At 70.4% G+C, this 13,505-nt stretch carries 9 protein-coding genes; 5 read left to right on the top strand and 4 right to left on the bottom strand.

The window, feature by feature from the left end:
- The first annotated feature begins 8 nt into the window (after nucleotides 1–8).
- The 3 genes from BDW27_RS16995 (at nucleotide 9) to BDW27_RS16985 (ending at nucleotide 2,926) form a co-directional block, all read left to right on the top strand.
- Complete coding sequence (locus BDW27_RS16995; RefSeq protein WP_110050204.1) at nucleotides 9–1,178, top strand: sensor histidine kinase; 1,170 nt, start codon at nucleotides 9–11, stop codon at nucleotides 1,176–1,178.
- Complete coding sequence (locus tag BDW27_RS16990; protein ID WP_110050202.1) at nucleotides 1,175–1,780, top strand: DNA-binding response regulator; 606 nt, start codon at nucleotides 1,175–1,177, stop codon at nucleotides 1,778–1,780. The genes BDW27_RS16995 and BDW27_RS16990 overlap by 4 nt, the downstream gene beginning before the upstream one ends.
- A gap of 603 nt (nucleotides 1,781–2,383) precedes the next feature.
- Entirely contained in the window at nucleotides 2,384–2,926 is a 543-nt protein-coding gene (locus BDW27_RS16985; RefSeq protein WP_110050200.1) for a hypothetical protein, read from the top strand.
- 66 nt (nucleotides 2,927–2,992) lie between these two features.
- On the opposite strand, the gene BDW27_RS16980 is transcribed toward BDW27_RS16985, so the two are convergent.
- From BDW27_RS16980 to BDW27_RS16965, 4 genes are all read right to left on the bottom strand, one after another.
- Nucleotides 2,993–3,523 carry a hypothetical protein gene (locus tag BDW27_RS16980; protein ID WP_233515791.1) on the bottom strand — a complete coding sequence of 177 codons (531 nt, stop codon included), beginning with the start codon at nucleotides 3,521–3,523 and terminating at the stop codon, nucleotides 2,993–2,995.
- A 511-nt stretch (nucleotides 3,524–4,034) separates the two neighbouring features.
- A complete protein-coding gene (locus BDW27_RS16975) occupies nucleotides 4,035–9,518 on the bottom strand; it encodes a biotin carboxylase N-terminal domain-containing protein (protein ID WP_110050197.1) in 5,484 nt (1,827 codons plus the stop codon).
- A 294-nt stretch (nucleotides 9,519–9,812) separates the two neighbouring features.
- The gene (locus tag BDW27_RS16970) at nucleotides 9,813–11,186 is read right to left on the bottom strand and encodes a HAMP domain-containing sensor histidine kinase (RefSeq protein WP_110050195.1); all 1,374 of its coding nucleotides are present in this window, start codon (nucleotides 11,184–11,186) and stop codon (nucleotides 9,813–9,815) included.
- Complete coding sequence (locus BDW27_RS16965) at nucleotides 11,183–11,848, bottom strand: response regulator transcription factor (RefSeq protein ID WP_110050193.1); 666 nt, start codon at nucleotides 11,846–11,848, stop codon at nucleotides 11,183–11,185. The genes BDW27_RS16970 and BDW27_RS16965 overlap by 4 nt, the downstream gene beginning before the upstream one ends.
- A gap of 160 nt (nucleotides 11,849–12,008) precedes the next feature.
- On the opposite strand from BDW27_RS16965, the gene BDW27_RS16960 reads away from it, so the two are divergent.
- Together BDW27_RS16960 and BDW27_RS16955 are read left to right on the top strand one after the other, a co-directional pair.
- Nucleotides 12,009–12,710 carry a hypothetical protein gene (locus BDW27_RS16960; protein WP_110050191.1) on the top strand — a complete coding sequence of 234 codons (702 nt, stop codon included), beginning with the start codon at nucleotides 12,009–12,011 and terminating at the stop codon, nucleotides 12,708–12,710.
- A gap of 142 nt (nucleotides 12,711–12,852) precedes the next feature.
- Nucleotides 12,853–13,505, top strand: a 653-nt coding sequence (locus BDW27_RS16955; protein WP_199560681.1) for an LCP family protein, incomplete at its 3' end; no start/stop codon positions are given.

Below are 13,505 nucleotides of genomic sequence, written 5' to 3'. Positions count from 1 at the left end.
TGAGGGCCATGAACGCCTCCCCCTCGGTCGGCCCGCGCAGGTTCGAGGCGTACCTGCGCTGGTCCACCTACTTCGCCACCACGATCCCCTCCGGGACCCTCTTCAGGAGCGTGGTCGAGGCCGGGGGCCCGACCGCGGCGCCCACAGTGTCACTGGTCGCGCTGGGGGCGCTGACCCTGGTCCTGGTCACCGGAAACGTCCTCGTCGCCAACTGGAGCGTCGACTCCGTGGTCGGCCGCGCGGGGCGGTTCCCCCTGATCTGGGTGTCAGCGTGGGTACTGGTCCTCGCCGCCTTCGTCGCGGTGACCCTCACGCTTCCGTTCCCCGCTCCGGGCCTGACCGTCGCGGCGGCGATCGGTGCGAGCGGCGCCAGCATCGGGCTCTCCCTCAGCGGAGACCGGATGCTGCTGCTCAACGCCGCGGCGCTCGCCCTCACCGTCGCGCTGGTGGGTTGCGGCGATCCCGTTCTCCTGGTGGTCGGGCTGGTCATGGTCACCGTCGTCCTGTGGCTCTGCTGGTCGAGCGCGTGGATGCTTCGAGTACTCCTGGACCTCCAGGCCGCACACGAGGACCGCGCGGCGCTCGCCCTCGCCAACGAACGCCTGCGCATCTCCCGCGACCTCCACGACGTCTTCGGCCGGACCCTGGCGACCATGGCGGTCAAGAGCTCCCTCGCTTCGGAGCTCGTTCATCGTGGCCATTCCCAACGCGCCGCGGCGGAGATCACCGAGGTGCGGCGCCTCGCGGAGGACGCGGGCAGCGAGGTCCGCCGAGTCGTGCGGGGCGAACACCGCACGACCTGGGAGGACGAACTGTCGGGAGCGAGATCCCTCCTGGAGTCCGCTGGCATCCGCTGCACGGTGACCGGGGATCCCGTACCCGCGGCGCACGCCGAGGCGCTGGCACGGGTCGTACGAGAGGGCGTGACGAACCTGCTGCGTCATTCGACGGCGACGCGGGTCACGCTCACCACCAAGGAGGAGGACAACGAGATGCACCTGAGCGTGGCCAACGACGGAGCCGGTCCCGCCGATCCCGCGCGGCTCGCCGAGGGGACCGGGTTGGACGCGATGTCCGAGCGCGTGCGCGCGATCGGCGGACGGGTGCGCACCGGCCATGACGGCGACTGGTTCCGGCTCCACGCCGCGATCCCGCTCCGCAGAGGGGGCCAGGCGTGATCCGTCTCCTCGTCGCCGATGACGAACACCTCATCCGGGACGCCATCGCCGGACTGCTCGCTCTGGAGGACGACTTCGAGGTGGTCGGCCAGGCGGCGTCGGGCGACGAGGCACTGGCCACGGCGCTTCGTGTCAGCCCCGACGTGGCGCTGCTCGACCTGCAACTGCCCGGGCCCGACGGCATCGAGGTGACCCGTCGGCTATCGACCGAGCTGCCGGGATGTCGCTGTGTGATCGTCACCTCGCACGGACGCCCCGGTTACCTGAAGTCGGCACTCGCCGCGGGCGCGCGCGGCTTCCTGCCCAAGACCGTGTCCTCCCGGACCTTCGCCGAGGTCGTGCGCAAGGTCGCGAACGGTGGTCGGCACGTCGACCCGGACCTGGCCGCCGAGGCGATCAGCGCGGGGGACTCCCCGCTCAGTCCGCGTGAGTCCGACGTCCTCGCCCTGGCGCGCGACGGCGCGCCGGTCGAGGAGATCGCCCGACGTGTCTGCCTCAGCAGGGGGACCGTGCGCAACCACCTCGCCTCGGTGATCTCCAAGCTCGACGCCTCGAACCGTCATGAGGCCGCGCGGATCGCCTCGGAGCACGGTTGGATCTGACCGGTTCGCCGTGAGCAAGGGCCGCACCCCTCGGGGTGCGGCCCTTGTGCGTGGAGGGCCCGTCGCCGGTCGACTGGGGTCTCCAGTCCCAACCGACCGTCATCCAGCCGTCCCTCCCATTTGGCATTATGCCGCAATGCGGGTATCCGCAAGACCGAAAATGGCCCGAACAAAGACCCGCGACCGAACACACTCATACCCATCAGTCCACATTCTAAAGCCGTCGAACGACATTCGACGCCAAACGAACATTATCGAACACTTCCGAACACCATAGGACTGCACCGGTGACAAATCCGTGCCTAATGGCGACACAGTCAATTACGACACCTAAGCGACCAGGGGCGGACATACCTCCAGTGTCCTGGTGGGCATGCGGCCTCTTGGTGAGGTAATTTCCCCTCATCGGTCATCGGTCACCTCCCAGCCGGTCTGCGGCGTCTCCAATCCCTCGCCCCGATCTGCACACAAATGGGCCAGGCGATCATCCAGCCGACCACGAAAACCCCGAACATGAAAACCAGCCATGAAGGGTTCTCCCATTTTGACCGCACATCGACACCCGGATTCCCCGGGAAACCGACGTTCCCGGGAGGCGAGCTGATGGACCAGGCACGCGGACCCAGGTACGTCGTCCAGACCGACGTCGACCCCCAGAACATCCGTATGGACGAGGACGGCAACCTCTGGGGCGAAGTCCCCGTCCTCCTGGTCCAGGGACCGGTCGGTCCCGAACGCCGGACCCACATCTGGTCCCCGAGTGAGCGGAGTTTCGTGCAGGCGCGATTCGTACCCGAGGTTCCCGAGGATCTGCCCGGTGCCGGGATGAAGCCGGACCCGGTGCAGGCCAAGAGCGTCCCCGAGTTCATCGAACTGATGAACAAGTACCGGCGCTGGGCCGGATCGCCGTCCTTCAGGGTGATGGCGGACCGGGTGGGTGTGAGGTCCTCGTCCCGCTTCTGCGAGGCGCTCCGATCCGACAGGCTCCCCACGTTCGCCCTGCTCAACGCCTTCGTCGTCGCTCTCGAGGGAACGTCCGCCGACTTCCAGCGGTGGGCGGCCGCCTGGAGGGCGTTGGAGGGGGAGTTGCCGGTCGGTCCACCGGCGCTCCCGCTCCCGCTCCCCGCCGGTGAGGAGATGGAGTAGGCACCAGCCCCCGCCACCGGTCCGGGTGGTGGGGGCACCCGTCTGGGGATGGGCCAGTCGGCATGCTCAATCCTCGGGGCAGGTGCCGAAATCGCTCCACCCCAGATCGGTCGCCTTCCAGCTTGAGCGATCGTGGAAGTCAACCGTTTCCTCGTTCACGGTCACGCCGCCGTCGTCCTGACGGCCGGTGAAGTGGTTGACTGCTCCGTCTCCTGCGGTCTGGAACACCTGGAGTTCGGCGCGGCCGTCGCCATCCTGGTCGGTGGCACGTACTCCGTACACGAACCCGCCCCAGCCGATGCGGATGGGGCCCACCCTGTCGCTCGACAGGTCACGGGCGAGCGGCCCGTAACGCACTTCGTGGACGGGCATATTGTCCACCGGATCGTCGCCCAGGTGTGGTTCGCTGAAGAACAAGGCCAGGTCGACATAGCCGTCACCGTCGAAGTCTCCGAATGTGCCCCGCGCCTCCAGGCCTGAAGTCCTTGAGTGCCACCAGTCCAGGGCCTGATCGAGGTCCGCCCGCCACGGGTCTCCATCACTATCGGAGACGACGGCGACCGTGCCCTCACGTTCCGGGTCGCGTACTTCGTCCAAGCGGCCGTCACCGTCCAGGTCAGCGCGCAGAATCGTCCCGTCTGCGCTGGCGCATACCGGCATCGGGGCATGGTCTCCGGGCCCCACCGGGGGCGGGCCACCGAGCTCCATCGGTCCTGTTGGGAGTACGAGCCAGGCGATCCCGACTGCGGCAAGCACGCCAGCTCCCGCCGCAAGGATCAACCGGCGCGAGGGGGTTCGCCTTTGCGACTGGAAGGAGGACGAACCGGTGGATTCTGACGGTTCCGGGCCTGCGGGGGTTGGCATGCCGACACCCTAAGCGGGCCCGACGGATCGCATCAACGCATCCTGTACCGGCCGGGTCCGGGTTCCGCAGGGGCCCCATCCCCGCGTGCGCGGGGCTCACACTTAATGACCTGCGGCGATGCGGGCCGTTATCTCCGCTTGATAATCGCCTGGCTCGTATTAGCGAAGGCTTGGCGGACATCATTCCACAGGGACACACGGAAACGGCCAGCCCCCAGAACGGGGCTGGCCGTTTCCGTACCGTCTAGTGCTTCATGCCCTTGGCGATGGCGTCGATGATGCTCGGGCGCAGCTCGGCGGCGCTGATGATGGCGTCGACCGAACCCACCTCGACCGCGCGCTGAATGCTGTGCACGCCGTCGAACTCCGTGGCGACCTCGCTCAGCTTCTCGGCGCGCACCGAGGCCTGCACCTCGGAGAGCTCCGCGTTGAGCTCGGCGCGTTCGGCGGCACTGGCCTCCGACACCCGGGTCTGCAACTCGGTCACGCGCGGGTCCGTCGCGGTGCGCTTGTTCACCTCACCGGCGAACACCACCGCCGCGGCCGGAGCGCCGCCCAGCACCGACGCGAACGACCCCTCCAGGGCCAGCACCGTCATATTCGGGTTCAGCGCCTTGGAGAACACCACGAACGCTCCCCCGTGGTAGCGGGAGATCACGCAGAACACGATCGGGCCGTCGAAGTTGACGATCGCCCGGCCGATCTCCGCGCCGTACTCCAGCTGGAGCTTGCGCATCGACTCCGGCGAACCGTCGAAGCCGGACAGGTTGGCCAGCACCACCAGCGGGCGGTTGCCCGAGGCCGCGTTGATCGCCCGCGCGGTCTTCTTGGACGAACGCGGGAACAGCGTGCCCGCCGTGTAGGTGTCGGGCCCGTCGGTGGGCGGGAACCCGCGCCGCGCCACCGAGCGGGACTCAATGCCCACCAGGCAGACCGGCCAACCGCCGATGTGCGCGTCCTGCACCGCCGAGGTGTCGGCGTCGGCCATCCCGGCCCAGCGCTCCAGCACCGGGTGGTCCTGGTCGGCCAGGGCCCGCATCACCGTGCGGATGTCGAACGGCTTCTTGCGGTCCGGGTTGTGCTCGGCGGAGAAGATCTCCCCCACCGTCGTGAAGTCGCTGCCCTCGACGGAGTGCGGGAAGTCGGAGACGTCCCGGTGGTCGGGGTCGCTCGTGACGGCCCGGCGCGGCCCGTCCTCGCCCGGCAGCACGTAGGTGTGGTCGTAGTGCGCCATCAGCACGTCGCGGGCGGCGGGCAGGTTCGGCGCCCAGTACTGCGCCTGGCCGTTGGGGCCCATCACCCGGTCGTAGCCGCCGATACCGAAGTTGTCCTCGGCCGACACACCACCGGAGAAGTCCAGCGACTGCTTGCCGGTGAGCACCATGGCGGAGTCCGGCGTCATCACCAGGATGCCCTTGGTGTGCATGAGCATGGTCGCCTCGGCGTTCCAGTACGGCTGGGCGCCCACCGTGATCCCGGCGACCACGATGTTGATCTCGCCGCCGTCCTGGGTGAACTCCACGATCCGCTTGAGCGCGGCCGCGACCCAGTCCATGTTCTCGGTGCCGGAGGTCATCGAGATGCGCGCGCCGGCGGAGAGCGCGAACCACTCCAGGGGCACCCCCGTGTTCTCGGCCAGGTTGATCGCGGCGATGACCCGCGAGCACTCGGGCTCGGACAGTGCGCCCAGCGCCTTGGTCGGGTCGCCGAGCAGCACCACGCGGGTGACGCCCTCGGGGTGGCGCTCGGTGGGAGTGGTGACCACGCCGGCCACGATCGCCGCCGTGTTGCGTCCCCGGGGCCGGTCGACCGGAACGAGCACGCCGTTCTCGTCGAGGTCGTGCTCGACGAAGGTCCCGTCGGTCCCGGTGAGCATGTCGGTCAGCTCGTACGGGTAGACGGTTCCGCGCCGGGCGGCGCGCAGGACCTTCTGACGGTAGTCGTCCAGCGGCAGCACCGGTTCGGTGGACGGTTCCCCGACGTGCACGCGGGCGTCGCTGCCCGGTTCGAGGGCCACGCGCACGGCCATCTCGGTGAGCTCGCCCTCGTCGGTGCGCTGGCGGGCCACGAACTGGACCTCCTCCAGCCCGGCGCCGTCGGTGGTCGGCAGGATGCGCTCCACCAGGGCGTTGAGTTCGTCGATGCTCAGCTCGGTGGGCGGCCACACGTACATGAGGATGCGGTTGGTGTCGAAGCGCTTGTTGTGCGGGCGCTGCGCCTGGATGTTGCGGATCGCGTCCAGGCAGGCGGCGAGCGTGCCCTCCACGGCGGGCAGCGCGACCAGGCGGCCCTCGGCGTCGCGCAGCGGGGTGAGGTCGCGGACCTGGCCCAGCGCGATCAGCCGCTCGTCGGACGGGTTGCTGCGCGCCACGGCCTTGACGAGGTAGACCTCCTCGTCGGCGGACGGCAGGCGGGTGAGGTCGAACTCCCGCAGCCGCTGGAGCTGGAGGCGCTGCGCGATCTGCGGGTGCAGACCCCGGATCAGCCGGTCCTCGACCAGTTCGCCGCCCTCAGGACGGAAGGTGAAGTGGTGGTGCATGACCGCGCCGCTGGTCCCGGCCACGGTGGCGGTGACGCGGCGCACACCCTTGGGCAGCGTGTGGTCGGCCAGGATCCGGGCGAGCCGCACCGCCATGGCGTCGGCGTCCGGCTGGTCCTCCCAGGTCACGTACAGGTCGGCGACCAGTCCGTGCTCCGGGGCGTCGGCGGCCAGCTCGGCGACGGCCCCGAGGGCGTCGGGCAGGTCGGCGAGGTCCACGGCGGTGGCGACCACACGGGTCACCCCCTGGGCGTTGGTGTGCTCGGTGGTGACCAGCTGGCAACCGCCGCTCTGGCTGGCCGAGACCTCGGACAGGCCACGGTTGCCGTAGTAGCGGCGGGTCAGGACCTCGAGCAGCGGGGCGTGGTCCTTGCCGGGGCGGCCGATCCGCTGGCCGATCAGTCGCACCAGCGGTTCGGAGCTGGCGACCATGGTCTGGATCCGGTCGGCGCGGTCCGGGGAGTCCGGTTCGCGGTCCAGGTGGCGCAGCTCGTCACGGACGGACGCGTAGACCCTGGCGCGGTTGCGGCGCAGCAGCGGCTGCGTGAACCAGCGGAACACCACGCCCCGGGCCAGGTCGGACACGGCCGGGAAGCGGACCTGGGTGGCCTCGATCAGGTGCTCTAGGGCGAGCCCTGCGCGCTCGCCGAGCGGCTCCTGGGGCGGAGCGTCGGCCAGCCAGCGGCGCAGCAGCTCCGTCACGATCGTGACGTAGCCGCCCATGCGCTGCTGGGCGAGGAAGATCCGGAAGACCGCGTCCTCCAGCTCCGGGGTGCGGTCGAGGTCGGTGACGCCGTAGTGGGCGAGGACCCGGGTGAGCCTGTTCTGGTAGCCCTCGATGACCCCGGCGCGCTCGACGTCGAGGCTCTGGAGGTAGCTGTGGAAGTACTCGCGGGGGCTGTGCACCCGGTGGTCCTGCTCGGCGTCGACGGCGCCGCCCGGCTTGTTGCGGCTCAGCTCGGACAGGTCCGCGAACACGGTGAGCAGGTCGAGTTCGCCCTCGATCGGCTCCGCGCCGAGTTCCTCACGGGCGGTGAGGTAGCCGGCCAGCACACGCGAGCGCTCCTCCGGGGAGAAGTCGAAGCCCAACAGGAGACCGCGCAGGTCGCTGAGCCCCTGGTCGGCGCGCTGTCCCGCGGAGGCGGCCGGAACCGGTGCGGGCAGGTCGATCTCGACGGTCCCGGCCTGGTCGTCGGTGTCCTCGGCGTCGTCGTCGCCCAGGGGCTCCAGACGCATGAGCGGGGCTCCGGTCTCGACCTGGCCGCCCACCGCGACGGGGCACTCGCGCACCCGGGCGCGGAACGGCGCCCGCAGCACCGTCTCCATCTTCATGCTCTCGAGGACCAGGATCGGGGCGCCCGACTCGACCTCGTCGCCCACGGACAGCGGCGTGGCGACCACCAGGGCGGGGGCGGGCGAGCGAACGACGCCGCCCTCGTCGCGGCTGACCCGGTGGGTGACGCCGTCGATCTCGACGAGGTGGACCGGGCCGTGCGTGGCTGACACGAGCCGGTACCGGCGGCCGTTGACGGTGATGTGCCCGCTGTGGGCGTCGAACCGCTCCACCTGGACGTCGGCGGGGTGGACGTCGCCGCCGCCGGACACGCCGACACGGAAGCGGTTGTGCCCGATCCGCGCCACGCTCACCCGGTAGCCGACGCCGCGGAGCTTGAGGTCCAGGGGACGGCCGGTGTCGTGCTGCACCTGCGGACGGCCGCCATGGGCGGTGGACAGCAGCTGCTGGCGGCTGGCCTCCTCCTCGTCTCGGTAGGCCTCGATGGCCGCCGCTGCAAGGGCGACGGCGGAGTGCCGGTGGGCGACCAGACGGCCCTCGGCGCGCACGCGGTCGATCCACCCGGTGTCGGCGCTGCCGTCGATCACCTCGGGCTGGTCGAGCAGGTCGAGGACGAAGCTCTTGTTGGTCGCGCCGCCCTCGATGATGACGGTGGTCTCGGACATGGCGCGGCGGAGGCGGCCCAGCGCCTGCTCGCGGTCGCGGCCGTAGGCGATGATCTTCGCGATCATCGAGTCGAAGTCCGCGGGGATGCTGTCACCCTCGCGCACACCGGTGTCGACGCGGATGCCGGGGCCGGAGGGCATGTCCAGACGGGTGATGCGGCCCGGGGAGGGCGCGAAGTCGCGGTCGGGGTCCTCGGCGTTGAGGCGGGCCTCCACCGCGTGCCCGATCTCCCCGGGCTGTGTGCCCTCCAGCTTCCCGCCGGAGGCCACGAAGAGCTGCATGCGGACCAGGTCCGTGCCCGTGGTGATCTCCGTGATGGGGTGCTCGACCTGGAGGCGGGTGTTGACCTCCAGGAACGCGAAGAGCCGCTCACCCGGGTGGTACAGGAACTCGACGGTGCAAGCGCCCCGGTAGCCGACGGCCACGGCGAGGCGTTCGGCGGAGGCCTTGAGCTCGGCGGCCTGCTCGGGCTCCAGGACCGGGGAGGCGGACTCCTCGATGATCTTCTGGTTGCGGCGCTGCACGGAGCAGTCGCGCACGCCCAGCGCCCACGCGGTGCCCTGGCCGTCGGAGATGACCTGCACCTCGACGTGTCGGGCCCCCGTGACCAGGCGCTCCAGGAAGACCACACCGGAACCGAAGGCGCGCAGCGCCTCCTGGCTGGTGCGCTCGTAGGCGTCGGTGAGGTCCTCGGCGGAGGCGACCATGCGGATACCGCGACCGCCGCCGCCCGCCGTGGCCTTGAGCATCAGCGGGTAGCCGATCTCGTCACCGGCGCGCAGGGCGTCCTCCAGGGTGGCCACCTCGCCCCGGCTCCAGGGGGCGACGGGGACGCCGACCTCCTCGGCGATCAGCTTCGAGCCGATCTTGTCGCCGAGTTTGCGCATGGCCTCGGGGCTGGGGCCGACGAAGGTGACGCCGATCCGCTCGCACAGCTCAGCGAACGCCGGGTCCTCGGCGACGAACCCCCAGCCGACCCATGCGGCGTCGGCCTTCGTCTCCAGCAGGGCGCGTTCGAGGACGGCGAGGTCGAGGTAGGGCCGGGCCGAGGCCGGGCCGAGGTCGTAGGCGACGTCGGCCTCGCGCACGAAGGTCGAGTTGCGGTCGGCGTCGGTGTAGAGGGCGATCGTCTCGATCCGTGCCCCGGTTTCCGCCGAGAGGTCCCGGACGGCGTGGATGAGCCGCATCGCGGCCTCTCCACGATTGACGATGGCGACACGACTGAACACCGAATGCCCCTCCCAAGTACCTCAACGCAGAAGGCGACGTCCGGATCTCGGAGCGCCGCCTGCACCTTCCTCTAGCTTGGTGGATCAGTTGGAGGTACACCAATGTCCCGAATTGCTCACGCCGGGGCCGAGGCTTTGTGGGATCTCCACAAAAACCGTCTCTCCAGGGCCCGCTGGGGGTCGCCGAACGCGAGGTTTGCCACAACCAGGCGGTTCTGACGTGCTGTCGGCGGTTGCGGAGGGAGGTGACCGAATCTCCGCAGGAGGCGTCCCGCTCCCGTCCGGGCGCCTCGGTCAGGCCCTGGCGATGGGCAGGAGGATCCGGACCGTGGTTCCCTCGGGGCCGCTCTCGAGGTCCACGCCTCCGCCCTGGGCCGTCACCAGGGACCGCACGATCGACAGTCCCAGGCCGACGAGCCCGCCCGCCCCGTTGGGGCGGGTCGTCACGAAGGGTTCGAACACGAGGGGGAGGACGTCGGGGTCGATCCCGTTCCCGTCGTCCGCGACAGTCAGGGCCACCGTGTCCCCCTCGACCCTGGTCGCGACGTCAACGAGGACGTGCGCCGGATTGTGGTCGATCGCGTTGGAGACCAGGTTCATCAGGCACTGCTCCAACCGGGCCTGGTCCCCGAGCACGACCTGCGGGGAGGCCTCGTGGAAGACCACGGACCGCGCGTGGGAGAGGGACCCGACCCTGGCCCGCACGGCGTCGAACAGGTCGGGCAGGAACACCGGGCCGCGGTCGGCGTCGATCCCGTCACCGCCGCGCGCCACCGCCATGAGGTCCTCCAGCACACGGCGCAACCGCTCCAGCTCGGCGTGGACGATCTCCGCCTCCGGGCCGCCCAGCAGCTCCAGGTGCCCCTCCGCGACGGCCAGGGGGGTGCGGATCTCGTGGGAGATCGCCGCCAGGTAGCGGCGCCGCCCCGTGTCCGCCTGCTCGATCCGGGTGAGCATCCGGTTGATCTCGGAGGCCAGCTCCGCGATCTCGTCGCCGGTGTCCGGCACCGGCACCCGGGTGGCCAGGTCGGTCGGTGAGATCCTCTGCGCGGCCGCCGACACCTTCCGCACCGGAGTCAGGGTGCGCCGCACCACCAGCCACAGCGCGACCCCTCCCCCGCCGATGCCGATGGCCCCGGCCACGGCGGTGAACAGCAGGACCGTGGTGGCCGTGTCCTGGACCGTGTCCAACGGCGCGGCGACGGTGACGACGGCGATCTTCTCGTCGGCCGCGTCGGTGAGGGGCGTGTCCAGCACCCGGACCCGACCGATGTCGGTGTCCAGGGTGCGGGCGACCCCGGGCGCCGAGGCGGGCGCGTCGTCCCCGCGCATGAGCCCCGCGACCTCGGCCGGGCCGCCGGTGCTCTGGAGACGGACCCCGTCGACGTGCACCAGCGACACGTGCCGGGGGCCGCTGGGGCGGATCGCCAGTGCCCGGTGCGCGGCGCGCTCGGCCTCGGGGCCCGACACCATGCCGTCCAGCCCGGCGGCGGCGGGCAGCTGCTCCCCCAATGTGTCGCTCAGCAGCGCGGACTCCTGGCGCAGCAGGTCGTCGACGTCGTTGCGGCCCGAGACGAGGACCAACTGGTGGGTCAGGGCGGTGACGCCACCGATCACCAGCACCATCACCGTCAGTGCCCGCAGGACCAGGCGCCTGGTGAGGCTCACCCCTCGCCGCCGCTCAGCCGGTAGCCGACTCCGCGCACGGTCTGGATGCGGTCCGCTCCGAGCTTGCGGCGCAACTGGCTGACGTAGACCTCGACGACGTTCGAGGCCCCGTCGAAGTCGTAGCCCCACACCAGGTCGAGCAGCTGAGCCTGGGAGAAGACCTGGCTGGGGTGGTGGAGCAGGACCGACAACAGGGCGAACTCCCGCGCGGACAGGGCGACGACGACTCCGTCCACGAAGGCGGTGTGCCCTCCCATGTCGAGGGTCACGCCCCGGGCGGTCACGGCGTCGGCGCGGTCCGGCGCGCTGGTGCGCAGCCTGGCACGGATCCGCGCCAGCAGTTCGTTCACGCTGAACGGTTTGACCACGTAGTCGTCGGCCCCGGCGTCGAGGTTGACGATCCGATCGCTGACGGCGTCCTTGGCGGTGAGCACGATGACCGGTACCGAGGGACGGCGCAGCCGGAGTCGGCGCAGGACCTCCTCGCCCGCCAGGCCGGGCAGCCCGAGGTCGAGGACGACCAGCTCGACGTCGGTCGACAGCGCCATGACCAGCCCGTCGACTCCGTCCGAGGCGGTCACCACCGTGTGGCCGGCGTTCTCCAGAGCGCGCCGGAGGAAGGAGACGATGCCCTCCTCGTCCTCCACCACCAGAATCGCCACCGCGCCCAACCCTCCCCTTGCCTCGGACAGCCCAGCATGCCGGTCGATGCTGAGCCCATGATGAAGGAAACCTGAAAGCCGTCTTCAGGTTGGTTTCAGGTTCCCATCATCGACCTGATGGACAATGGGGTCCTCTCGACACCCGGAGTTGGAGGGACCGATGACGCGACGCCGCAGGACGATCCTCGTCACCTGCGCGGCGGCCGCCCTGTCGGTCCTGGGCGCGGGCGGGTACGTCGTGCTCAAGGACCCGGAACTGACGGTGGAAACGATCCGCCTCGACGGTTTCACCGGGGCCCCCACGCTCCGCTACCCGGTCGGTGAGGGAACGTCCAGGCCGGTCGACGGCTTCGAGCAGCTGATCGGCGAACTGCGTGCCGGCGGCGCCCCCGAGGACTGGTACGTCGCCGGAGTGGGTGTCGACTTCGGCCCTCGGGCGTGGCTGCTCACCGACCCGGTGGTGGAGGACTTCGACGGTGACGGCACCGCGGGCACGATCCTGGAGGAGCTGCGAGCCCTGGAGGGAACCGAGGTGACGCTCGGAGTCCGTTACGGACCCGAGGGCGACGGTGCCCGCGACGGCGCGGTCGTCTTCACCGTCAACGGGCTCCAGTTCCGTGACACCGACGGCGGCCCCGCCCCGTGGGAGGACACCGGGGACGGGCGCGAGGCCGACCGCGAGGAGGTCTCCGCCACCGCCCAGGAGGCCGTCGGCGAGGGTGCCAGCGCCACCGGTGTCGAGCGGCTCGACGAGGGCGCCGGGCAGGGGTGGGCGGTCCGGGTCCTGGGTGCGGACGGACAGGACTACGAGGTGATCCTCGACCTCTCCGGCGCGGTCGAGGACGTTCGCGCGCACGACTGAACGTCCCGCGCTCGCGGTGGCGCGACGCCGCGCCACGGCTTCCGGCCCCAACCTGAAGGGCGTCTTCAGGTTGTCCTCAGGAAGTACTCAGAAACCACTGACACGCTGTTCGGGTTCGGCCGGAACGAGAGGAGACGGGGATTTGTCGGGTTCGCCATCCCTGGGGCTTTCCACTGGAAAGTGGGTCGCCTGCGCCGCGACAGCGCTGGTCATCATCGCGAGCCTGCTCAGTTACGGCTGGTACCGGGGGTTGGTCGGCAACATCACGACCGCCCAGGTCGACACCGACGAGTGGGACCGGCCCACGAACGTCGAGGGCGTCCTGAACATCCTCGTCATCGGCTCGGACGTGCGCTCCGGCGAGAACGCCGACTACGGTGCCGCCGAGGGCGAGCGGCCGGACACGATGCTCATCGCGAGCATCAACGTGGACAACGGCGCAGCCACGCTGGTGAACCTGCCCCGCGACCTCATGGTCGACCTGCCCGGCTGCGACGCCGTGGAGGGGTACGAGGGCATGCAGCCGCAGGAGGGCATGATCAGCTCCGTGATGACCTTCGGCGGGGTGGGCTGCCAGTGGAAGGTCGTCGAGCAGGTCACCGGCGTGCACCTGGACCACTTCCTGATGATGGACTTCATCGGGTTCAAGGACATGGTGGACTCCATCGGCGGGGTGGAGATGTGCATCCCCGAGCCGGTGGACGACCCCAAGGCGCACCTGGTGCTGGACGCCGGACTCCAGAACCTGGACGGTGAGGACTCGCTCGGCTTCGTGCGCTCCCGCTACTCCCAGGG

Origin of the sequence: Nocardiopsis sp. L17-MgMaSL7, assembly GCF_003182025.1 — a bacterium.
Lineage (GTDB): Bacteria > Actinomycetota > Actinomycetes > Streptosporangiales > Streptosporangiaceae > Nocardiopsis > Nocardiopsis prasina.
Note: the sequence above shows the minus strand (reverse complement) of the source record. Positions and strands in the feature narration are given on the sequence as shown.